At 65.6% G+C, this 21,550-nt stretch carries 21 protein-coding genes; 9 read left to right on the top strand and 12 right to left on the bottom strand.

The features are described 5' to 3' along the window. Position 1: 1 nt before the first annotated feature. Genes F474_RS13635 through F474_RS13655 form a run of 5 tightly spaced genes read right to left on the bottom strand, consistent with a single transcriptional unit; the run spans position 2 to position 3,836 of the window. Entirely contained in the window at positions 2–832 is an 831-nt protein-coding gene (locus F474_RS13635) for a DUF2797 domain-containing protein (protein WP_176510724.1), read from the bottom strand. After that, positions 829–1,089, bottom strand: coding sequence for a YeaC family protein (locus F474_RS13640; protein WP_097085076.1), 261 nt, complete (start codon positions 1,087–1,089; stop codon positions 829–831). The genes F474_RS13635 and F474_RS13640 overlap by 4 nt, the downstream gene beginning before the upstream one ends. Before the next feature lie 31 nt (positions 1,090–1,120). Then, positions 1,121–1,975: a rhomboid family intramembrane serine protease gene (locus F474_RS13645; protein WP_097085075.1), complete on the bottom strand. Its 855-nt coding sequence runs from the start codon at positions 1,973–1,975 to the stop codon at positions 1,121–1,123. Then, a complete protein-coding gene (locus tag F474_RS13650) occupies positions 1,972–2,943 on the bottom strand; it encodes a metallophosphoesterase (RefSeq protein WP_097085074.1) in 972 nt (323 codons plus the stop codon). The genes F474_RS13645 and F474_RS13650 overlap by 4 nt, the downstream gene beginning before the upstream one ends. Then, on the bottom strand, positions 2,943–3,836 hold the full coding sequence (locus tag F474_RS13655) for an NAD(+) kinase (RefSeq protein WP_097085073.1): 894 nt from the start codon (positions 3,834–3,836) through the stop codon (positions 2,943–2,945). The genes F474_RS13650 and F474_RS13655 overlap by 1 nt, the downstream gene beginning before the upstream one ends. Positions 3,837–3,932: 96 nt before the next feature. Between F474_RS13655 and F474_RS13660 the strand changes: the two genes are divergently transcribed. Next, the gene (locus F474_RS13660; RefSeq protein WP_097085072.1) at positions 3,933–4,865 is read left to right on the top strand and encodes a DUF1853 family protein; all 933 of its coding nucleotides are present in this window, start codon (positions 3,933–3,935) and stop codon (positions 4,863–4,865) included. A gap of 148 nt (positions 4,866–5,013) precedes the next feature. Here F474_RS13660 and F474_RS22680 read toward each other — a convergent pair whose 3' ends face one another. Beyond that, on the bottom strand, positions 5,014–5,172 hold the full coding sequence (locus tag F474_RS22680; RefSeq protein WP_097085071.1) for a hypothetical protein: 159 nt from the start codon (positions 5,170–5,172) through the stop codon (positions 5,014–5,016). Between the two features lie 42 nt (positions 5,173–5,214). Next, a complete protein-coding gene (locus F474_RS13665; RefSeq protein ID WP_097085070.1) occupies positions 5,215–5,532 on the bottom strand; it encodes an aspartate-semialdehyde dehydrogenase in 318 nt (105 codons plus the stop codon). Positions 5,533–5,694: 162 nt separating this feature from the next. Here F474_RS13665 and rapA point away from each other — a divergent pair, with 162 nt between their 5' ends. Next, positions 5,695–8,523 carry an RNA polymerase-associated protein RapA gene (gene rapA, locus F474_RS13670; protein ID WP_097085069.1) on the top strand — a complete coding sequence of 943 codons (2,829 nt, stop codon included), beginning with the start codon at positions 5,695–5,697 and terminating at the stop codon, positions 8,521–8,523. 183 nt (positions 8,524–8,706) lie between these two features. Continuing rightward, positions 8,707–10,659: a M10 family metallopeptidase C-terminal domain-containing protein gene (locus tag F474_RS13675; RefSeq protein ID WP_097085068.1), complete on the top strand. Its 1,953-nt coding sequence runs from the start codon at positions 8,707–8,709 to the stop codon at positions 10,657–10,659. Between the two features lie 91 nt (positions 10,660–10,750). On the opposite strand, the gene F474_RS13680 is transcribed toward F474_RS13675, so the two are convergent. Together F474_RS13680 and F474_RS13685 are read right to left on the bottom strand one after the other, a co-directional pair. Beyond that, complete coding sequence (locus F474_RS13680) at positions 10,751–11,437, bottom strand: dihydrofolate reductase family protein (protein WP_097085067.1); 687 nt, start codon at positions 11,435–11,437, stop codon at positions 10,751–10,753. 28 nt (positions 11,438–11,465) lie between these two features. Beyond that, positions 11,466–11,648, bottom strand: a complete 183-nt coding sequence (locus tag F474_RS13685; RefSeq protein WP_097085066.1) for a DUF2256 domain-containing protein — start codon at positions 11,646–11,648, stop codon at positions 11,466–11,468. Positions 11,649–11,701: 53 nt separating this feature from the next. On the opposite strand from F474_RS13685, the gene F474_RS13690 reads away from it, so the two are divergent. Then, a complete protein-coding gene (locus tag F474_RS13690) occupies positions 11,702–12,970 on the top strand; it encodes a leucine-rich repeat-containing protein kinase family protein (protein WP_097085065.1) in 1,269 nt (422 codons plus the stop codon). Here the strand turns inward: F474_RS13690 and F474_RS13695 are convergent. Continuing rightward, positions 12,955–13,980 carry a hypothetical protein gene (locus F474_RS13695; RefSeq protein WP_097085064.1) on the bottom strand — a complete coding sequence of 342 codons (1,026 nt, stop codon included), beginning with the start codon at positions 13,978–13,980 and terminating at the stop codon, positions 12,955–12,957. The genes F474_RS13690 and F474_RS13695 overlap by 16 nt on opposite strands. Next, positions 13,973–15,004: a glycosyltransferase family 4 protein gene (locus F474_RS13700; RefSeq protein ID WP_097085063.1), complete on the bottom strand. Its 1,032-nt coding sequence runs from the start codon at positions 15,002–15,004 to the stop codon at positions 13,973–13,975. Before F474_RS13700 ends, F474_RS13695 begins: the two co-directional genes overlap by 8 nt. Before the next feature lie 226 nt (positions 15,005–15,230). On the opposite strand from F474_RS13700, the gene F474_RS13705 reads away from it, so the two are divergent. From F474_RS13705 to F474_RS13725, 5 genes are read left to right on the top strand one after another with little or no spacing between them, the layout of a single operon-like run. Then, on the top strand, positions 15,231–15,512 hold the full coding sequence (locus F474_RS13705; RefSeq protein ID WP_097085062.1) for a peptidylprolyl isomerase: 282 nt from the start codon (positions 15,231–15,233) through the stop codon (positions 15,510–15,512). Between the two features lie 41 nt (positions 15,513–15,553). Then, complete coding sequence (locus F474_RS13710; protein WP_371916143.1) at positions 15,554–17,404, top strand: extracellular solute-binding protein; 1,851 nt, start codon at positions 15,554–15,556, stop codon at positions 17,402–17,404. Then, the gene (locus tag F474_RS13715) at positions 17,404–18,468 is read left to right on the top strand and encodes a microcin C ABC transporter permease YejB (RefSeq protein WP_097085061.1); all 1,065 of its coding nucleotides are present in this window, start codon (positions 17,404–17,406) and stop codon (positions 18,466–18,468) included. The genes F474_RS13710 and F474_RS13715 overlap by 1 nt, the downstream gene beginning before the upstream one ends. Next, positions 18,465–19,487: an ABC transporter permease gene (locus F474_RS13720; protein ID WP_165830324.1), complete on the top strand. Its 1,023-nt coding sequence runs from the start codon at positions 18,465–18,467 to the stop codon at positions 19,485–19,487. The genes F474_RS13715 and F474_RS13720 overlap by 4 nt, the downstream gene beginning before the upstream one ends. A 12-nt stretch (positions 19,488–19,499) precedes the next feature. Then, positions 19,500–21,074, top strand: a complete 1,575-nt coding sequence (locus F474_RS13725) for an ABC transporter ATP-binding protein (protein ID WP_097085059.1) — start codon at positions 19,500–19,502, stop codon at positions 21,072–21,074. A gap of 9 nt (positions 21,075–21,083) precedes the next feature. Here the strand turns inward: F474_RS13725 and F474_RS13730 are convergent, their stop codons facing one another. Further along, the gene (locus tag F474_RS13730) at positions 21,084–21,521 is read right to left on the bottom strand and encodes an Lrp/AsnC family transcriptional regulator (RefSeq protein ID WP_097085258.1); all 438 of its coding nucleotides are present in this window, start codon (positions 21,519–21,521) and stop codon (positions 21,084–21,086) included. Positions 21,522–21,550: the final 29 nt, after the last annotated feature.

The raw sequence follows: 21,550 nt of genomic DNA on the forward strand, positions 1-21,550 counted from the left end.
CTTACTGATGCACGGCCAGTTGATAGGCGGTGTACTTGCGAATGTTGATCACGCCGGTGTCGAAGATCAGGTATTGGCCCTTGATGCCCATCAGGGTGCCTTCGGCCACGGGCTGCTTGTCGAGATTGAAACTGGCCACCTTTGTAGGGTAGGCGCGCACGGGGTAGTTCATCTGCACCAGCGCAGCGTCGGGCAGCGGCTGGATGGCCTGAAGGCCAAAGCGCGCCTGCAGGGCAGCCAGGCCTTCGGCGCAGCGGTCGAAGAGCATTTCGCGTACGGCGGGCAGGTCCACCTCCGGCGCCGGCCCCTTGAGCAGCGCGCGCCAGTTGGTGCGGTCCGGCACATGGGCGCGCAACAGGTCTTCGACCAACCCGGACTGCTGCCGGGTAGCCACCCGCAGAATCGGCAAGCCCTGGCTGGCGCCCTGGTCGAGCCAGCGGGTAGGCAGCTGGCTGGCGCGGGTGATGCCGACCTTCACGCCCGAGGAGTTGGCCAGGTAAACGATGTGATCGGTCATGCAGAACTGCTCGCCCCAGACGGGCTCGCGGCAGGTGCCGTGTTCGTAATGGCATTTTTCCGGGGCCATGATGCAGACATCACACGCGGCCAGCGCCTGCATGCAGGGGTAGCAATAGCCCTGGCTGAAACTGGTGCGGGTACGCCGGCCGCAATTCACGCAGTGAATCTGGCCGAGGTACTCGAGTTTGAGGTGTTGCCCAATCAGCGGGTTGAGCTCGATGGCCTGCTCGCCGAGGCGAAGGCTATAACGCACTTCAGGCGCCTCCAGGCGCACAGCCATCTTTTGTACGGCACCGCGAAACTGTTCGATCAATGGATGGCATCCGATTTGAACAGAATGTTGGGCACCGGCGCGCTCTTGCTGCTGCACTCTTGCGGGCCCATGTAGCCGGTGCGTTCTTCTTCGGGCAGGTTTTGCATCTCCCAGGCGATCACCGCCTGCAACGACAGCTCCTTCTGTTCCTGCGTGAGCTTGCGCCCGTCGGACCATTTGCCGATCTCGATGGCGGTTTTCAGGCTCTGGTAGATGTCGGGAGTGATGTTCTCGATCAGCTTTGAGAATTGGGTCATCGGAGCGTCCGCGTTGATGAAGGGAAAACAGTTACCGTAGTTTACGCCAGGCCAGCGTGCCGCCCAACAGGCCGGTGGCGCAACCGGCCAGCAACCCGCCCACATGCGCACCGTTGGCGATCTCGCCAAAACCCAAGGCCGAGACCGCACCGGTCAGGCACAGCCCCAGCCAGGCCAGCATCATCACCAGCACCCCCTTGGGCAGCCGGTACAGGGGCGCCGGGGCTCGCCACTGGTAAAGCCATACATGCCCGAGCAGGGCGTAGAGCACACCCGAGAGGCCACCGAACAGGCTTGCCCCGCTCCAGGCGTACTGCGCCAGGTTGGATACCACACTGAACACCAACACCAGGCCCAACAGCCGAGCGCTGCCCTGGCGCCATTCCACCCGCCGGCCCAGCTCCCAGAACCACAGGCTGTTCATCGCCAGGTGCAGCACGCCGAAATGCAGGAACATCGGCGTGACCAGGCGCCACACCTGGCCAGCGGCCAGGCTGTCGAGCCAGGGCCGAAACCAGATGCGCTCGCCGTCTGTGATGAAATCCTGAAAGGTCAGCCAGCGCAGGGCCTGCAGGTTGTCGCCGAGCAAGCTCACGGCAGCGACGATCAGGCAGGCCAGCAACACAGCGGCGGTCACCGGGCTTGCCTTGAGCTGGCGGCCAAGGCCCGGTCGCACGACCGGCGGCGCAGCAGGGGCCGCGCCGCCTTCGGGATAACGCTGGTAAAGCTCGCGGATGCTGGCCGCCTGCGCTTCATCGAGCGCCCACAGTACCTGCTCGCCGCCGGCCTCGCTGACACGGTGCGGTATCTGCAGGCGTTTGAGCAGGTTGATGAAACCGCCCAGGTCGACCGACTGTGGCAGGCGCAATGCTTCTACCGGGGTCACGGTGCAGCACCTGAGCGTTCGACATCGACCCATACGAACTTGCGGGGGTCGATAGCGGTTTCGTCGTCGAGCCGGTACGCCACCAGCTTGCCGTAGAGCACCGCGCTGTAGTCGAGGCAGGCGAGGTTCGGCCGCAGCGGCGCGGGTGGGCCATCGCGCCAGTAGTGGCCGACGAACAGCAGCGGCTGGTCGGCGCCATAGCACAGCAACGCCTGCTTCTGCGCCGGCGTCAGGCGCTGGCTGGCGACCTCTTCGGGCAGCGCATCGGGCTGGAAGACCACGTCGCCATAGGTTTGCGGGTTTTCTTCCCAGAATTTGGTGCGAAAGAACGCGCGTGTCAGGCCATCGCCGCCGGTAAGGGTGAGCCCGCCCGGCAGGCGCATGTCGGTGCCGCGCAGCAAGCGGTCAAACGTCTTGCAGGCGAAGCTGCCCGGCACGCAGGATTCCTGGATGAACGTTTCATCGACACACCCGCCACCGAAGCGCTGGCTCAGCGGGATGATGAACTGCTCGTCCCAGCAGGCGTGCACCAAGCGGAAGCGGCCGGCATCGATGAACAGGGGCAATTCATAGAACCAGCCCAGAAAGGCTTGCCAGTCGGCCGGATGCTGCTCGAACTGATCCAGCGTTGCACCCAGCAGGCGCCGGTGCCGCGGCGTGTGTTCACGCACCCACGTCTGGCCACTGCCCACCGGGGCCGGGGTATGCCAGCCGATGGCGTTGTATTCGTGATTGCCCATGATGCAATGCGCCTGGCCGGCCTCGACCATGCCGTGCACGATGTGCAATGCCTCGCGGATGCGCGGGCCACGGTCGATGATATCGCCCAGAAACAGCGCCTGGCGCCGCGGGTGGCGCCACACCCCGCCGTGCTGCCGGTACCCGAGCACCTCCAGCAGGCGCTCCAGGGTCTGGGCGCATCCATGCACATCGCCGATCAGGTCGTAGCCGCGCGCCGGGTCGAGCATCAGTCGCTCCCCCCGCCGCCCAGGCGGCTGCCCCACCCCAGCTTGGTGCGGCACACCTCGTAGTAGTTGTGATCCAGCGGGTGAATCAGGCGCAGTTTCTGTGACTTCTTTTTCACCGTGATGGTGTCGCCGGGGGCACAGGTGAAGTGGTTCTGACCATCGCAGCTCACCTGTGGGTAGATGGTCATGTCCTTGGCGACCACGATCTTCAGCTCACTGTTGCCGTCGACCACGATGGGCCGGCCCGAAAGCGTGTGCGGGTACATCGGCACGATGACGATGGCGTCGAGCTTGGGGTGCATGATCGGGCCGCCGGCCGACAACGCATAAGCCGTGGAGCCGGTAGGCGTGGCCACGATCAGGCCATCGGCCTTCTGGCTGCAGACGAACTGCCCGTCGATCCAGATTTCGAATTCGATCATGCGCGTGGACTTGCCCGGGTGCAGCACCACGTCGTTGAGCGCATCACCCTGGCCGATGGCCTCGCCATGGCGGCGCACTTCAGCTTCGAGCAGAAAGCGGTTTTCCACCAGGTAATGGCCATCGAGCACCTCGCCGACCTTCGCTTCCAGCTCGTCGGGGCGGATGTCGGTGAGAAACCCGAGGCTACCTCGGTTGATGCCCAGCACCGGGGTGTGATGGCGTGCCAGCGCGCGAGCTGCGCCCAGCAGGCTGCCGTCGCCGCCGACCACGACCACCAGGTCGCACACTTCCCCCAGCAATTTACGCGCGCTGATCTGCAAGCCGTGGCCGGGAAGCACTTCGGCAATGCCTTCGTCGAGAATCACGTGCAGGTGGCGCCCAAGCAAAAAGCGCTTGAGACGGCGGATGGTGTCTACGACCTGGGTGCTGCCCAGGCGGCCGATGATACCGATATTGCGAAATTGCTCCATGGGGCTTCCGGGGCTACAGGCTGGCGTTGCGGGGGATTATGGAGCAAAGCGGGCAACGGCGACAAAAAATGCGTGGTGCGCAGGTATCATCGCGGCATGAACCCTTTCAGTGACCTTGCCCCTCTCCCCCGCCAGCTGCACGTGCCCTGCGTGCGCGACCTGGCCTGGGCCCTGACCAGCCCACCCCTGCTGGCCCAGGCGCCGGCCGCCCAGCGCCACCCGCTGGCCGGCAGCGAATGGGCGGCCGACCCCGATCGGCTGGCCGCCTGGTTACGCATGCAGGACACCGAGCCGGAGCGGCTGCAAGCCTTCCTGGCACAAGGCCCGGTGCGCCGGCTGGGCATGTACTACGAGCAATTATGGCGATATGCGTTGGCCGCTGCGCCCGGCGTGACGGTGCTGGCCGCCGGGTTGGCCGTGCGCGAGGCCGGCCGCACCCTGGGGGAGTTCGACCTGCTGCTGGCCGACGCCACCGGCATTCACCACCTGGAACTGGCCGTGAAGTTTTACCTGGGCCCACCCGAAGGAGGCGGCCAGGCCGCTGCACAATGGCTGGGCCCAGGCTGCCACGACCGGCTGGACAAGAAACTGGCGCACCTGGCAGAGCGCCAACTGCGGCTGGGCCAAGCGCCAGCAGGGCGAGCAGCACTGGCCAGGGCCGGTGCGGCGCTCGCGCGGCCGGCCATGTGGCTGGGTGGCTACCTGTTCTCACCCTGGCCCCAGGGTTGCGCCACACTAAGCGACGCGCACCCGCAACATTTGCGGGGCCAGTGGCTGCCAGCCAGTGCATGGCCGGCATATGCCGCCACCCAGCCAAGCGCACGCTGGAGCCCACTGCCACGCGCGCGTTGGCTTGCCCCGGCCAACGGCCTGGAGCCGCTCGACGCACGCGGCGTTGCGCAGTGGCTACAGGGTGATGAGCCGATGATGCAGGCACGCATGCTGGCCAAGATCGATGAGGGTGGGAGCGAGGTCGCTCGCCTGATGGTAGTGCCGCAGGCCTGGCCGCAATTGCCGAAACGTTATTGAGAGGAGAACGCCGGGCGGCCTGGCCAGCAAGGAAAAAAATGGCGGCCGAAGCCGCCTCAAGTGCCTTGCGTGCCCGAGGACAGCCAGCGCTGTGGCCGTCTCGATGGGGGTACTTTACCGCCGGCGAACCCAGGCACCTTGATGCAAATCAACGCTTCTTGGGTTTCTTCTTCGGCTTTTTGCGCCCCGGCAGCGGCATGGCCTGCTCGAAGGCCTGGCGCACCTCGTTCAAACGCTTGTCGTTGAGGTCGTGAACGCGCTTGGCGCGCTCCTGGGAAAAGTCGATGAGGTTGTCATCCTGGCTCATGGGCATACGCCGTTTCGCTTAGAAGAGCTCATCATGCCAGCCTTATATCTTGAGGTCGATCAAGCGGCCGGGGCGCGGTTCGCCGTCGATCAGCGCGACCGCCGGCACCGTATCGTCGGCGTTGAGCTCATCGCCCGGCACCACCAGGGGCGCCTCGGGGTCGCGCGGGCGGCCCTGGCGCCGTCGCTGTTCATCGCGCAGGCGGGCCTCTGCCTCCTGCTCGCGCTGGCGCAGGTCGATGGTGCTTTCGGTGCCGCTCGCCTGCGGCGGTACCACCGGCGTGATCTGCGGGGTGGGCTTGACCGGGTCGAGCTGGGGGTTGACCGGTACGTGCACGGCCGGCGTAATCGGTGACAGCATGGGCGGTTCTCCTCTTGCCGGGGCATCGGCAACGGCCGGCATAACTTGAGGCGTTTTGTCGCACAACCGTTTCTATAATAAAAGCCCAGCACAGGCACGCGAGGTTTGGGCAACGCCGCGCGTTCCTGTAGAATCCACGGCTTTTCGCGAGCGGAGCAAGGCATGGCGCAGCAGTATCAACCGGGGCAACGCTGGATCAGCGACAGCGAAGCGGAATTGGGGCTCGGCACCGTGCTCACCCAGGACGGCCGCCTGCTGACCGTGCTCTACCCCGCCACCGGCGAAACCCGCCAGTACTCGCTGCGCAACGCCCCCCTGACCCGCGTTCGCTTCTCGCCGGGCGATGTGATCACTCATTTCGAAGGCTGGAAGATGACCGTGCGCGAGGTCGACGACGTCGACGGCCTGCTGGTTTACCACGGCCTCGACGGCAAGAACGCACCGGTCACCCTGCCCGAAACCCAACTGTCGAACTTCATCCAGTTCCGCCTGGCCAGCGACCGCCTGTTCGCCGGGCAGATCGACCCGCTGAACTGGTTCTCACTGCGCTACAACACCCTGCGGCACAACAGCAACAGCCTGCAGTCCTCGTTGTGGGGCCTGGGCGGTGTGCGTGCCCAGCCCATTCCGCACCAGTTGCACATCGCCCGCGAAGTGGCCGACCGCATCGCGCCGCGGGTGTTGCTCGCCGACGAAGTGGGCCTGGGCAAAACCATCGAAGCCGGCATGATCATCCACCGCCAGTTGCTCAACGGCCGCGCCAGCCGCGTGCTGATCCTGGTACCGGAGAACCTGCAGCACCAATGGCTCGTAGAAATGCGCCGGCGCTTCAACCTGCAGGTGGCCCTTTACGATTCCGAACGCTTCGCTGAAAGCGATGCCAGCAACCCCTTCGAAGACACTCAGCTGGCACTGGTGTCGCTCGACTGGCTCAGGCACGACGACAAGGCCCAGGACGCACTGTTCGCCGCCGGCTGGGACCTGCTGGTGGTCGACGAAGCCCACCACCTGGTATGGCACGAAGACAAGGCCAGCGCCGAGTACTCGCTGGTCGAGCAACTGGCCGAGGTGATCCCGGGGGTGCTGCTGCTCACCGCCACGCCCGAGCAACTGGGCCTGGACAGCCACTTCGCGCGCCTGCGCCTGCTCGACCCCAACCGCTTCCACGACCTGGCCGCCTTCCGCGCCGAGAGCGAACATTACCGGCCAGTGGCCGAGGCAGTGCAGGCGCTGCTCGACAAGGGCAGCCTGCCAGCCAGTGCCCAGGCCACTATCGAAAACTTCCTGGGCAGTGAGGCCACGCCGCTGCTCGCTGCACTGCAGGCCGGTGACGAGCAGGCCAAGGCGCGCCTGGTGCGCGAGCTGCTCGACCGTCACGGCACCGGCCGCGTGCTGTTTCGCAACACCCGCCAGGCTGTTCAAGGCTTTCCCGAGCGCCAGCTGCACCCCTACCCGCTGCCGCTGCCCGAGCAGTACGTGGGCAGCGAAGACCTCTACCCCGACCTCGCCTGGCAAGGCGACGCCGATGCCGAGCAAGACCGCTGGTGGCGCTTCGACCCTCGGGTGGAGTGGCTGATCGACACCTTGAAGATGCTCAAGAAAACCAAGGTGCTGGTGATCTGCGCCCACGCCGAAACCGCGATGGACCTGGAAGACGCCCTGCGGGTGCGTTCAGGGATCCCGGCCACCACCTTCCATGAAGGCATGAGCATCCTGGAGCGCGACCGCGCCGCTGCCTACTTTGCCGATGAAGAGTTCGGCGCCCAGGTGCTGGTGTGCTCGGAGATCGGTTCCGAAGGCCGCAACTTCCAGTTCGCCCACCACCTGGTGCTGTTCGACCTGCCCTCCCATCCCGACCTGCTCGAACAGCGCATCGGCCGCCTTGACCGTATCGGCCAGAAGCACACCATCCAGCTGCATGCGCCTTACCTCGAAAACACCCCCCAGGCGCGGCTGTTCCAGTGGTACCACCAGGCGCTTAACGCCTTCCTGGCCACCTGCCCGACGGGCAACGCCCTGCATCACCAGTTCGGCGGCCAGTTGCTGAGCCTGCTGGGCAGCGACGATGACGAGGCCTTCGAGGCACTGGTCGCCCAGGCCCGCGCCGAGCGCGAGCGCCTGGAAGCCGAGCTGCACAGCGGCCGTGACCGCCTGCTGGAGCTCAACTCCGGGGGTGGCAGCGAAGGCCGGGCGCTGGTAGAGGCCATTGAGGAGCAGGATGACCAGTTCGCCCTGCCTATCTACATGGAAACCCTGTTCGACGCATTTGGTATCGACAGCGAGGATCACTCTGAAAACGCCCTGATCCTGCGCCCTAGCGAAAAGATGCTCGACGCCAGCTTCCCGCTGGGCGACGACGAAGGCGTGACCATCACCTACGACCGCAACCAGGCGCTGTCGCGCGAAGACATGCAGTTCCTGACCTGGGAGCACCCGATGGTGCAAGGCGGCATGGACCTGGTACTGGCCGGTTCCATGGGCAATACCGCCGTCGCCCTGATCAAGAACAAGGCACTCAAGCCCGGCACCGTGCTGCTGGAGCTTCTGTATGTGAGCGAAGTGGTCGCGCCGCGCCATCTGCAACTGGCCCGCTACTTGCCGCCAATCGCACTGCGGTGCCTGCTCGACGCCAACGGCAACGACCTGGCCGCGCGGGTGAGTTTCGACACCCTCAATGACCAGCTCGAAAGCGTACCGCGGGCCAGCGCCAACAAGTTCATCCAGGCTCAGCGCGATGCCCTGTCGCCACGTATTGCCGCTGGCGAGGCCAAGGTCGCCGAGCAGCACCAGGCGCGCGTGGATGAAGCACGCCGGCGGCTGGTGGCTGAGCTGGACGAAGAGCTGGCGCGCATGGTGGCTTTGCAGGCTATCAACCCGAGCGTTCGCGACAGCGAGATCGAAGCGTTGCGCGAGCAGCGCGAGGACGGCCTGGCCATGCTCGAAAAGGCCGCGCTACGGCTCGAAGCGATTCGGGTACTGGTGGCAGGCTGACCGGCTTCGCGCGGCCGGGCGGCCTGTGCCTGCCTGGCCGTTTCAGGGCGACGCTGCATATCCAACTGCACTTTTAGGCTGTGAGCGGTCTGTGTAAAAGCGCCCCGCTCTGGCCTGCCGTCCTGCGCCTATGCACTATCTCCGAGTGGCCGGGGCTTTCCCCCTCACAAGGAGATCCCTGACATGGCTTCGTTGATATCCGCCCGCACGGGCAAATTGGTCGTCGACATCGATGGCACCCAGGACTTTGCCCTGGCTGCCGCCGCTCAACGCACCGGCGGCCTGTGGCTTGCCGGCCTGAGCAATCATGAGGGGCATTTCGATGTTGCTCAGGCGCAGGTCACTTCGCTGGGCACGCTCGACATGAATTATCGCGGCACCGGCTCAAGCCGGGAGCCGGCCAACCTCGACAACCTGGGAAGCCTCAGCACCAACGTGACCGTCACCGCCGGCGGTACGCTCTTGCTGAGCCAGGTCGTGACCGAACGCGGCGTCGATTACCTCCAGGCCAGCGCATTCTACAATCTGCAGGGCCCGCCCACGGTCATCGGCCAGCCTATCGCCCTCCCTGAAAGCAGCACCGCCTGGTACACCCGTATCCAGATCCTCGACAGCGGAAAATGGGTGCTGGCCGCCGGCAGCGGCGATCACCTGAGCGTGGCCCGCTTCAACGCCGACGGCAGCCCCGACCTCACGTTCGCCCGCACCGGCCATGCTCAGTTCGACCTGGCAGAAGGGGTGGGTGGCTTCCAGGCGGGAAATGCCGTCACGGTGCAGAATAACGGCCAGGTTCTGGTCGCGGGGTACACCGGCAATGGCGACTACCTGATCCAGCGCTACAACAGTGACGGCAGCCTCGACCCTCACTTCAGCAACGCTGGCCTGGCGCAGGTCGACCTACTCGGCGACAGCGCCGCCCAAGCCATCGCCGTGCAGCCCGACGGCAAGGTGGTGGTAGCCGGCCAAACCATGGGCGACTTCAGCGTGGTCCGGCTAAACCTCGACGGCAGCCTCGACACCACCTTTGGCGATAACGGTCGCGCGCAGGTTGATGTAGACGGCCGCAGCGACAGCGTCGAGGGCATTCAACTGCTGGCCAACGGCAAGATCCAACTGGTCGGCAGCGCCGGGGTCGGCGCCGACAAGGATTTCGCCAGCGTACGCTTGAACGCCGATGGCAGCCTCGACAGTACTTGGGGCGCGCTTGCCGACGGCAAGCACCACATTGACGGCAGCAACAGCGACAACATCATCATCGGCACAGACGGTGACGACATCCTGTTCGGCGCAGGGGGCGACGACCTGCTCGATGGCGGCCTCGGCCGGGATATCCTCACCGGCAGCGTGCGCAATGACACCTTCCGTTTCAGCGCCCTGGACGACAGCTACCGCACTGCCGACCAGAGCTTCGCCGACCGCATCACCGACTTCGACCCTGGCCAGGATTTTCTCGACCTGAGCCGGTTAGGGCTCAACGGCTTCGGCGATGGGCATAACGGCACCTTGAAGGTCCAGGTCAACGCAGCGGGCACGGTGACTTACCTGAAAAGCCTTGATGCTGACGCCAACGGCCATCGTTTCGAGGTCGCGATCGACGGCAACGTGGCGAGCAAGCTCTACGCCGATGCCAACGTCTACTTCAGCCCGCAGGTGCTTGCAGGCGGCAGCGGCAATGACCTGCTGCAAGGCAATACGCTCAGCGGCATCCTCACCGGCTACGATGGCGACGACCGCCTGCGTGGAGGCGCGGGCGATGAAGTCCTCGATGGCGGGCAAGGCCGCGACATCATGAGCGGCGGGATGGGCCATGACACGTTCCGCTACACCTCTATGTTCGACAGCTATCGCGACGCCACCACCAGCCACGCCGACCGCCTGCTGGATTTCGACACCTTCACCGACAAGATCGACGTGTCCCAGGTGGGCTTCACAGGTTTGGGGGATGGCCATAATGGAACCTTGGCCGTTGCGGTCGATGGCCGAACCACCTACCTGAAAAGCTACGACGCAGATGCCGACGGCAATCGCTTCCAGATCAGCCTGGCCGGGGATCTCTCAGGGCACCTGAGCGAGAGCAACTTCGTGTTTGCGCCCGTGGCGGTGGTGGGAGTCGCCGAGGAGCCGCAGGTGGGTTGAACGGCCCCGTGGTGCAGCTAACCGCCCTCGCCCCGAACTGCGCCGTGCAGTTCGACAAGCAGGGGCGGCTAGCCGCGCGACGCGACGCCCATCAGGCTTTTTTGTAACGCAACCAGACGGCCCCACTTTCCTGGGGCGTTGCCGACTCAAGCTTGAGGTAGATCGGCTGTTGCCACCTCTGCTGGTCCATCTCGAACGACGCCGGGTGCTCACCGCGCCCATCGACCAGCGGCAGAATCAGCACACTAAGCTCATCGACCAGCCCGGCCTGCACGAACGCCCCGCTCACATGCGGGCCACCCTCGACGATGAGCCGCTTGCAGCCCAGCACCGACCCCAGGGTGTCGACCACTTGCGTAAGGTCCAGCTCACGTTGGCCGGCGAAGAAATACGACACCCCCACCGATTGCAAGTAAGCCAGGTAATCGTCTTCTACCTGCTCGGTGAGCACCTCTACCACATGAGCACCAAGCGCCTCGTCGCTCTGCCAGCCCACCTTGCCATGGGGGTCGATGGAGATCGCATAACAGTCGGCATCGGTACGGGCAAAATGCGCCTCACGCGCAATGGGTTGCTTGGCCAGCCCCTTCGGATAACCCGTGTCGTGGGCAATTTCCTGCATGGTCACCCGGCCACAGATCCAAGCGTCGAAACCGAAGCTCTCGGCCTGTTTTTCATAGAGCTCATCGGCCTGGCGCTTGAAATCGCGGTCCCAGCCGTCGGTCAGGGCGTGGCCGTCCACAGACGACATCATATGGCAGATGACATAGGGCTTCATGGTGGCACCTCGTGCAATGGTCGATCTATCAACGACCCGCGTGACCGGTGCCCGGTTCAGCCGGTGTGACCGGCCGCCCGCTGCGCGCGGCGCGGCGGCAGCGCTCGGAGCAATAGCGCACCTCGCCCCAGCAGCGCGCCCACTTCTTGCGCCAGGTGAATGGCAACCCACACGCTGCACATACCTTGCGCGGCAACTCGCTTTTTTTCAAACCGTGCTTTCCCCTATCATTGGCGCCCTTTGGCAAACGATGCAGCCACGACCATGCATACTCTTCAAGCCCTGGAGGCCGGCGACCTGGCTGGCATCACCCGGCTCGACCTCGCCGGCGGGCTGCGCGAGTTTCCCGAAGCAATCTACGGCCTGGCTGACAGCCTGGAGGTGCTCAACCTCTCGGGCAATGCCCTCACCTCTTTGCCCCATGACCTGCATCGCCTGAAAAAACTGCGCGTGCTGTTCTGTTCTGACAACCCGTTCGAGCGATTGCCTCCGTGCCTGGGCGATTGCGAGCAGCTGAGCATGGTCGGTTTCAAGGCCAACCGTATCGAGCACGTGCCTGCCGAGGCGCTTCCCGCCCAGCTGCGCTGGCTGATCCTCACCGACAACCGGCTCGAGCACCTGCCCCAAGCCCTGGGCGAGCGCCAGGCGTTGCAAAAGCTGATGCTGGCTGGCAACCGCCTGAGCGCCCTGCCCGGCAGCCTCGCCGGCGCCGCCAACCTCGAGCTGCTGCGCATCGCCAGCAACCGGCTGGTCGAGCTGCCGGCCTGGCTGGGCGAGCTGCCGTCGCTGGCGTGGCTGGCGTACTCGGGCAACCCCTTGCCCAGCGCCTGGCGCCGGCCTGAGGCACCCGCTGCCACACCTGCCGTGCCTTGGGCCAGCCTGGTGCTCGGGCAGCGACTGGGCGAAGGGGCCAGTGGGCTGATTATGCAGGCGCAGCAGGCCGGCCAATCGGTGGCGGTGAAGCTCTACAAAGGCCAGATCACCAGCGACGGCTCGCCGCTGGACGAAATGGCCGCGTGCCTGGCGGCCGGCCAGCACCCGGCGCTGATTCCGGTACGGGGCCCCATCAGTGGCCACCCCGAGGGCGCCGAGGGTTTGGTGATGGACCTGATCGACCCCGCCTTCACGCCAATGGCCGGGCCGCCGAGCCTGGCCAGTTGCACCCGCGACTGCTACCCGGCCTGGCTCGAATTCGAGGCCGGCGCCCTGCGCAGCATGGCCGCACGGCTGGCCTCGCTGTGTGCACAGTTGCACGGCCGCGGGCTGATGCACGGCGACCTGTACGCCCACAACCTGCTGTGGCGCCCCGGCGGCCAGTGCCTGCTGGGGGATTTCGGGGCCGCCTCGTTCTACGCCAAAGGCGACACCGCGATGCAGCGCCTGGAGGTCCGCGCGTTCGGCATCCTTCTGGGCGAATGGCTGGAGCGCTGCCGGCAGCCGCTGGAGGACCTGCAAGCGTTGCAAAGGGCATGCATTGGCCCGGTCAACCAACGCCCCTTGTTTGCAGGACTCGCCGCTCAGCTGAGCGGCTGAAGCCTAGCCAGCTGAGTTTCCAGCCAGCTCGCCGCACGGCGGGCCGCTTCAGGGTCGGCCCACTGCCGCCAGGTGCGGCCGTTAAGGGTGCGTGCCCGTGCCAGCAGTGCAGGCCATCGCTCGGCCGCCGGCCACCCCTCCTCCAGCCCCAGCGCCGCATTGCAGGCGCTAAGCCGCCGGGCCTGATCGCGCTGCTCGGCGAACGGCCGCTGCTCACCCACCGCGACATAGCGGCAACCCAAGGCCGCTGCCTCACTGACCAGGCTGTCGCTGGCACTGCCCACCACCACCTCGGCGCGCTGCATTTCGTCGGCCGGGTCGGCGAGCACACCTAGCCAGTGCAGGTTCGCGCCGCCCGAAGCCGCCGGCGTCGGCCCAGCGACGCGCACCTGCCAATCCGGGCACTGAAGGGCCACTGCCTGGGCGTACTCGGCCGACAGGCCACTGCCGCCATGCCCGCTGATCAGCAGCACAGTGCCGCCGGCGGCTTCACCCGCCGGCCGGCCGTTATAGCGGGACAACCAACCGCTGTGATACGTCTTGGCCGCCCACGGATCACCCGGCGTAGCCATGGCTTGTGGGTAGGGTGCGAGCAAGCCTTGGGCTGTTTCATAAGCGAGGCGGTGAGCCGCGTCATCGCGTGTACCGTGCTGGCGCAGGTAAACGGTGGGCACCGAACATAAGCGTGCCAGCAGGGCCACCTCCACCGACACGTCCACCACCAGCAGGCAGGGCCAGTGCTGCTCGAACCACTGCGCGAGGATCGCCATGCGCTGATTGAGCCCGCGCACGCCCAGTGGGGCGTAATGGAGGCTCTCGATGGCCGGGCTCGACACGCCCTCGGCGTAATCCATCGGCAACTGCACCCACTGCACATTCGCCGGCAACACCCCGTCAGGCCGGCGGCTGCCGAACAAGGTCACCGGCACCTGAAGTGCACTGGCGATGGCCACGGCCCGCGCCCCATGGCCGGCACCGTGGTGATGAACGTAGTAACCCAGCTCAGCCACGGGCGACCTCCGCCAGCAGGCGTTCGTAGTGCTCCAGCATGCGCGGCAACCCCCACAGGGCTTCGGCACGTTCGCGGCAAGCGGCGCGCGAGCATTGGCGTGCGAGCGCCAGCGCCTGCGCCAGCGCCGCCACATCCCCGCCCGGGGCCAAAGCGCCAGTGCGCGTGTCAATCAGCTCCGGCATCGCACCACGGGCGAAAGCGGCCACCGGCGTGCCGCAGGCCATGGCCTCGGCGACCACCAAACCGAAAGGCTCCTCCCAGCAGGGCGTGATCAAGGCCACGGCCGCCTGGCTGAGCTGCGCCCGGATCTGCTCATGGCCCAGGTGGCCAAGGTACTCGACCCCGTCTCCCAACCGAGGCGCCACCTGCTCATTGAAGTAGGTGCGGTCTGCCACATGGCCCGCCAGGCGCAACGGCACCCCTGCCTGGCGCGCCGCATCGATCGCCAGGTGCGCGCCCTTGTCCGGCACCAGGCGCCCGAACCAGAACGCGTGCTCGCCCGGTGTGCCTTCGGGCCGCCACGCCTCCAGGTCGATGCCGTTGGGTACAACCGCACATGGCTGAGCCCATGGCTGCCAACTGCGGGCATTGGCGGCGGAAATCGTGGCGAAGCGCCCGTGATTCGAGCGCGCAGCCAGCGCGGTGGTCATCTCGAAGAATGGCGGAGTGTGCAACACCGTGAGCATAGGGGTACGCAGCACCGAAGCCATGGTCACGGGCACGTAGTGCAGGCTGTTGTTGAAGATCACATCGAAACCGTGGTCGTCGAGGGTGGCCATCACCTTGAAGTAGGCGTGGTGCTCGGCCACGTACTCGCTCGACAGGCTCGGGTGCCGGCAGCGGTCCGGCGCCTGCATGGGCACAAGGTTCAGGGCCGGGTCGCTGTCTTCATGGGCGAACAGCGTTACCTCATGGCCGCGTTGGGCAAGGCCCTGCACCACGGCGTGCGTGAAAGCCTCCAGGCCACCGGCGAAGGGCGCACGGACGGGGAACTTGATATGGGTGAGTACACCGATGCGCATGTGGGCGAGTCCTTGCTCGTGGGGGCCTCATCGCCAAGCAAGCCGGCGTTCCACAGATCTTGGGCATGATCTGGGTGGGGGGGCCGGCTTGCCGGGCGACGCGAAAATCTTCGTCTCCTGATGGAGGCTTGCCCTCCTGCATTGGTTCCAACCAGAACACACCCCTGCCCAGCGCGGTAACGATCAGTTACGCTTACAGGCTCATACACCTGACAGGAGCCTTCTCATGGCCCGTGCCACCGCTCGCCACATCCTGGTATCCACCGAAGCCAAGTGCAACGAACTGAAGAGCCAGATCGAAGGCGGCGCCGATTTCGCTGAACTCGCCAAGCAGAACTCTTCCTGCCCCTCCAGCCGCCAGGGCGGCGACCTGGGCAGCTTCGGCCCCGGCCAGATGGTCAAGGAATTCGACCAAGTGGTGTTCAGCGCCCCGGTCAACACCGTACAGGGCCCGGTCAAAACCCAGTTCGGCTACCACCTGCTGGAAGTGACCAGCCGCCAGGACTGACCCCCTACGTGGCGCGCCCGGCGCGCCACCTCTTTCGCATGATGGGGCGGCCAGTCTCGATGACCCGATTGTTGCTCGCGCTGTGCCTGCTGCCGTTCGCTTGCCTGGCAGCCCCACAAAATGCCTTGACCGTTTACGGCGAAGCCCCCAAGTACGGCCCTCAGTTCCAGCATTTCGACTATGTGAACCCCGACGCCCCCAAAGGCGGCAGCGTACGGCGTTCGGCGCTGGAGATCGGTGGGTTCGATCACCTGATGCCTTTCATCGACAATGGCACAGGCGTCAGCCAGGTCGAGGGGCTGGTGTACTCGCCACTGGCAGTGCGCAGCTTCGACGAACCCTACACCGTCTACGGCCTGATCGCCGAAAAGATCGAACGCGACCCTCAGGAGCGCTTCGTGCGCTTCTATCTGAACCCCAAAGCGCGTTTCGCCGACGGTACCCCCATCACCGCCGAAGACGTGCGCTATACCTACGACCTGTTGATGCACAAGGGCAGCCTGCAGTACCGCACTCGCTTTGCCGATGTGGGCGCTGTGACGGTGGAGGGCGAACGGCAGGTGCGTTTCGACCTGGCCGAAGGCGCCAGCCATAGCCTGGCGCTGGACCTGGCCAGCTTGCCGGTGTTTCCCGAGCATTGGTGGAAAGGCCGCGACTTCGAGAACGGTGGCGGCTTCGAAGCGCCGCTGGGCAACGGCCCCTATCGGGTGGCCAAGGTCGACAACGGCCGCAGCATCACGTTCGAACGCAACCCCGACTGGTGGGGCAAAGACCTGCCAGTGGCGCGCGGTATGTACAACTTCGACAAGGTAACGGTGGAGTACTTCGGCGACACCGAAGTCGCGCGCCAGGTACTGCGCGGTGGCGGCTTTGACTACAACCGCGAATTTTCCGCCACCGCCTACACCATCGGTTATGAGAGCCCCGCACTCACCGACGGCCGCCTGCAACGCGGCCACTTGGCGCCCAAGGCCGTGCAGCCGGCGCAGGGCTACCTGTTCAACCTGCAACGGCCAGTGTTCAAGGATCGCCGCGTGCGCCAGGCACTGGCGATGCTGTGGGACTTCGAATGGAGTAACCGGCAGATGATGCGCGGCATGTACATCCGCCAGCGCAGCTACTTCTCCAACAGCGAACTGGCTGCAACCGCACCGCCCACGCCCGAGGAGCTCAAGATCCTGGAGCCACTGCGCGGTCAGGTGCCCAACGAGGTGTTCGGGCCGGCCTTCGCGCCACCGAAGACCGACGGCAGCGGTAACTTGCGCCCCCAGCAACTGCAAGCGCTGGCCCTGCTCGAACAGGCGGGCTGGCACGCCGACGGCGACCGCCTGGTGAACGCCGAGGGGCAACCGCTGACCTTCACCTTCCTCAACGCCCAGAACGGTGTGGAGCGCCTGCTGCTGCCGTGGAAACGAACGCTCAAGCAGATCGGCATCGACCTGCAGATCCGCCGCATCGACCCTTCGCAGTACATCAACCGGTTGATGGCACGCGACTACGACATGATCGTCAGCGGTTACCAGATGAGCGAATCGCCGGGCCTTGAGCTGTACAACTATTTCGGCTCGCGCTCGGCCAGCGACAGTGGCTCAAGCAATTACCTGGTGCTCAAAGACCCGGCCGTCGACCACCTGATCGACGGCCTGACCCGTGCACGTACCCATGATGAGATGGTCACCTGGGCGCATGCGCTGGACCGGGTGCTGCAGTGGGGCTACTACTGGGTGCCCAACTATTACCCGCCCGGCAGCTCGACGGTGTGGTGGAACCGCTTCGGCATCCCCGAGCACCCGGCCCCCCAGAACGAGGCCCTGGACACCTGGTGGGAAGTCAGCCCCACCGCCCTGACCAACGACCAGATGCGCGCGCTCAAGGCGCGGGAGGGGCACTGATGCTTGCTTATACCTTACGCCGGCTGGTGCTGATCGTGCCGACGCTGCTGATCATCCTGATCGTCAACTTCGTGATCGTTCAGGCCGCCCCCGGTGGCCCGGTGGAACAGGCCATCGCGCACCTGCAGGGCATTGGTGGCCCCTCAGGGGTAGCGGGCAGCGCAGGGGATGCGGGCGGCGCCAGCTCGCGCGCCAGCCGCGGGCTCGACCCCAAGCTGATCGAGGGCATCAAGCAGCACTATGGCTTCGACAAGCCGGCCCCCGAGCGCCTCTGGCTGATGCTCAAGCAATACGCGGTGCTGGATTTCGGCAACAGTTTTTTCCGGGGTGCGAAGGTCACCGACCTGATCCTGCAGAAGTTGCCGGTCACCCTTTCGCTGGGGTTGTGGGCCACGCTGATCACCTACCTGGTGTCGATCCCGTTGGGCATTCGCAAGGCGGTACGCCACGGCAGCCATTTCGACGTGTGGAGCAGCACCGCTATCGTGGTGGGCTATGCAATGCCGCCATTTCTGTTGGCGATATTCCTGATCGTGCTGTTCTGCGGCGGCACGGGCCTGAACTGGTTCCCGGCGCGCGGCCTGACCTCGGATAACTTCGAGCAGCTCAGTTTCGTGGGCAAGCTGGCCGACTATTTCTGGCACTTGGTGCTGCCGGTGCTTTCGTTGGTGCTTGGGGGCTTCGCCACGCTCACGGTGTTGGTCAAGAATGCCTTTCTCACCGAGGTCACCCGCCAGTACGTAGTCACCGCCCGGGCCAAGGGCCTGACCGAACGGCGCGTGCTCTACGGCCACATCTTCCGCAACGCCATGCTGCTGGTGGTGGCGGGCCTGCCGCAAGCGCTGATTACCGTGTTTTTCGCAGGCTCGCTGCTGATCGAGGTGGTGTTCTCCCTCGACGGGCTGGGCCGGCTCAGTTACGAGGCGGCCGTGGCCCGGGATTACCCGGTGGTGTTCGGCACGCTGTTCATCTTCACCCTGGCGGGCCTGCTGATCAAATTGCTCGGTGACCTGTGCTACCTGCTGGTGGACCCACGCATCGACTTTTCCGCGAGGAGCGCCTGATGCCGTTATCCCCTCCGGCGCGCCGGCGCCTGGCGCGCTTTCGCGGCAACCGCCGCGGCTGGTGGTCGCTGTGGCTGTTCGTGGTGCTGCTGTGCGCAAGCCTGGGCGCGGAGCTGTTGGCCAACGACAAGCCGCTGCTGCTCAAAGCAGGCGGGCACTATTACTTCCCGGTGTTCAAGCGCTACACCGAGCAGCAGCTGGGGGGCGTGCTGCCCTTTCAGCCCGATTACCGCAGCGACTACGTCCGCCAGCTCATCCAGAGCCAAGGCGGTTGGATGTTGTTCCCGCCGATCCCGTTCAGTGCCGACACCCCCAACTACGACCTGGGCCGGCCCGCGCCCAGCCCACCCACTGCGGTGAACTGGCTGGGCACCGATAACCAGGCGCGGGACGTCGCCGCGCGGGTGCTGTACGGCACCCGGGTGTCGGTGCTGTTCGCACTGGCGCTGACACTGGTCAGTACGGTGATTGGCGTGGCCGCCGGTGCCCTACAGGGTTTCTACGGCGGCTGGGTCGACCTGATCGGCCAGCGCCTGCTGGAAGTGTGGTCCGGGCTGCCAGTGCTGTATCTGCTGATCATCCTTTCAGGCTTCGTCGAGCCCAACTTCTGGTGGCTGCTGGGGATCATGGCGCTGTTCAACTGGCTGGCGCTGGTGGACGTGGTGCGCGCCGAGTTCCTGCGCGGGCGCAAGCTGGAGTACGTCAAGGCCGCACGAGCGCTGGGCTTGCCGACCCGCCGGGTGATCCTGCGGCACATCCTGCCCAACGCCATGACCGCCACCTTGAGCTACTTGCCATTCATCCTCACCGGGGCCATCTCTACCCTGAGCGCGCTGGACTTCCTGGGCTTCGGTATGCCGGCGGGCAGTGCTTCGTTGGGTGAGCTGATCGCCCAGGGCAAGGAAAACCTCACCGCGCCCTGGCTGGGGCTGACGGCGTTTTTCACCCTCGCGGTGCTGCTGAGCCTGCTGGTGTTCATCGGCGAGGCGCTGCGCGATGCCTTCGACCCGCGCCACTGACGGAGACCCGCGATGAGCGAAGCGTTGATTCAGATCCGCGACCTGACCGTAACCTTTCAGGGCCTGCCAGCGTTGGCCGGCGTTAACCTGGACATCCAGCAAGGTGAGTGCCTGGCGCTGGTGGGCGAATCCGGCTCGGGCAAGTCGGTGACGGCGCATTCGATCCTGCAGTTGCTTAGCCCTGAGGCGTGCACCTGCACCGGCAGCATTCGCTACCGCGGCCAGGAGATGCTCGGCGCCAGCGCACACGTCTTACGGCATATCCGTGGTAACCGGGTGGCGATGATTTTCCAGGAACCGATGACCTCGCTGAACCCGTTGCACACAGTGCAGCGGCAGATCGGCGAAACCTTGCTGGTGCACAAGGGCCTCAGTGGCAAGGCCGCCACCCTGCGCAGCCTGGAGCTGCTTGAACTGGTAGGCATCAGCGCACCTGCCCAGCGCATGAAGCAGTACCCGCACCAGCTTTCCGGAGGGCAACGCCAGCGGGTGATGATCGCCATGGCGCTGGCCTGCGAGCCTGACCTGCTGATCGCCGACGAACCCACCACGGCCCTGGATGTGACCGTGCAGCAGAAGATCCTGGAGTTGCTGCGCGAGCTGCAGCAGCGGCTGGGGATGTCGTTGCTGTTGATCAGCCACGACCTGAACCTGGTGCGCCGGATCGCCCAGCGCGTGTGCGTGATGAAACAGGGCAAGGTCGTCGAGCAGGCCCCCTGTGAGCAGCTGTTCACTCACCCCCAGCACCCCTACAGCCGGTTGCTGCTGGATGCGGAACCGGCCGGCTGCGCAGTGCCGGCAGCCGATGCGCCGGTGGCACTGGAAGTGAAGGGCCTGAAAGTCTGGTACAGCCTCGGTGGCGGTTTTTTGCGTGGCCCTTCGCAGGTAATCAAGGCGGTCGATAACGTGAGCCTGCAGGTGCGCCGTGGGCAAACGCTGGGTATCGTCGGTGAGTCAGGCTCGGGCAAATCCACCCTTGGCCAGGCCATCCTGCGCCTACTGCCGGCGCAAGGGCTGATCCATTTCAACGGCCAGCCGTTGCAGAACCTGAGCGAGAAACAGCTACGGCCCTGGCGCAAGCGCATGCAGGTGGTGTTCCAGGACCCCTACGGCAGCCTCAGCCCACGGCTGAGCGTGGCGCAGATCGTCAGCGAAGGGCTCGAAGCCCATGCCCAACTCAGCGCCAGCGAGCGTGAACAACGGGTGATTCAAGCGCTTGAGGAAGTGGGCCTGGACCCAGCCAGCCGCCACCGCTACCCCCATGAGTTCTCCGGGGGCCAGCGCCAGCGCGTGGCCATTGCCCGGGCGCTGGTGCTCAAGCCCGAGTTGATCCTGCTCGACGAATCCACTTCGGCACTGGACCGCACCGTGCAAAAGCAGGTGCTGGCGCTGCTGCGCGACCTTCAGGCGCGCCATGGCCTGACGTACCTGTTCATCAGCCACGACCTGGCGGTGGTGCGTGCGCTGGCTCACGAAGTGATCGTGATCAAGGACGGGCAGATCGTCGAACAGGGCACCACCGCCCAAGTGCTGCATGCGCCCGTGCATGCCTACACCCAGGCGCTGCTGCGCGCTGCGCAACTTTAAGCCAGCCCCTCAAGACGCTGCCCGCACCGTCTCCAGATGGATGCTGGTTTCCGACTGGCTGATGCCCTTGATCAGGCGGATACGCTCCAGCGCTCGGGCCAGCTCCGGCAGCGTCGACACCTGCAGCTCGGCGAGCAGGTCCCAGCGGCCGTTGGTTGCGTGCAGCGCCAGCACGCTGGGCTCGCCCAACAGCGATGCCGTCACGCGCCGGGCGTCGTTGCCCTCGATGGCAATGCTCATCCAGGCCTGCAGCCCGCCGGTGTCGGCCTCCGGGCGAAGGCGCACCGTATAGCCCACGATCATCCCGGCATCTTCGAGCCGGCGCAGGCGGTTGTTCACGGTGCCGCGTGAGACGCCCAAGCGCGTAGCCAAGGTGGCGATACTTTCACGGGCGTTATGGCGCAGCAGGGAGATGAGTTTCTGATCGATCTGATCGAGGTTGTACATATCGCTATTCTCGCCAATCAAAATGCCAA

The sequence above is a fragment of the Pseudomonas sp. URIL14HWK12:I12 genome (genome assembly GCF_003097135.1).
Lineage (GTDB): Bacteria > Pseudomonadota > Gammaproteobacteria > Pseudomonadales > Pseudomonadaceae > Aquipseudomonas.

Coding starts and splice junctions, on each gene's coding strand:
- F474_RS13675 (WP_097085068.1), top strand. CDS start 8,707: ATGGCTTCGTTGATATCCGCCCGCACGGGCAAATTGGTCGTCGACATC.
- F474_RS13660 (WP_097085072.1), top strand. CDS start 3,933: ATGAACCCTTTCAGTGACCTTGCCCCTCTCCCCCGCCAGCTGCACGTG.
- F474_RS13680 (WP_097085067.1), bottom strand. CDS start 11,437: ATGAAGCCCTATGTCATCTGCCATATGATGTCGTCTGTGGACGGCCAC.
- F474_RS13655 (WP_097085073.1), bottom strand. CDS start 3,836: ATGGAGCAATTTCGCAATATCGGTATCATCGGCCGCCTGGGCAGCACC.
- F474_RS13690 (WP_097085065.1), top strand. CDS start 11,702: ATGCATACTCTTCAAGCCCTGGAGGCCGGCGACCTGGCTGGCATCACC.
- F474_RS13640 (WP_097085076.1), bottom strand. CDS start 1,089: ATGACCCAATTCTCAAAGCTGATCGAGAACATCACTCCCGACATCTAC.
- F474_RS13700 (WP_097085063.1), bottom strand. CDS start 15,004: ATGCGCATCGGTGTACTCACCCATATCAAGTTCCCCGTCCGTGCGCCC.
- F474_RS13665 (WP_097085070.1), bottom strand. CDS start 5,532: ATGCTGTCACCGATTACGCCGGCCGTGCACGTACCGGTCAACCCCCAG.
- rapA (WP_097085069.1), top strand. CDS start 5,695: ATGGCGCAGCAGTATCAACCGGGGCAACGCTGGATCAGCGACAGCGAA.
- F474_RS13725 (WP_097085059.1), top strand. CDS start 19,500: ATGAGCGAAGCGTTGATTCAGATCCGCGACCTGACCGTAACCTTTCAG.
- F474_RS13650 (WP_097085074.1), bottom strand. CDS start 2,943: ATGCTCGACCCGGCGCGCGGCTACGACCTGATCGGCGATGTGCATGGA.
- F474_RS13715 (WP_097085061.1), top strand. CDS start 17,404: ATGCTTGCTTATACCTTACGCCGGCTGGTGCTGATCGTGCCGACGCTG.
- F474_RS13710 (WP_371916143.1), top strand. CDS start 15,554: ATGGGGCGGCCAGTCTCGATGACCCGATTGTTGCTCGCGCTGTGCCTG.
- F474_RS13730 (WP_097085258.1), bottom strand. CDS start 21,521: ATGTACAACCTCGATCAGATCGATCAGAAACTCATCTCCCTGCTGCGC.
- F474_RS22680 (WP_097085071.1), bottom strand. CDS start 5,172: ATGAGCCAGGATGACAACCTCATCGACTTTTCCCAGGAGCGCGCCAAG.
- F474_RS13705 (WP_097085062.1), top strand. CDS start 15,231: ATGGCCCGTGCCACCGCTCGCCACATCCTGGTATCCACCGAAGCCAAG.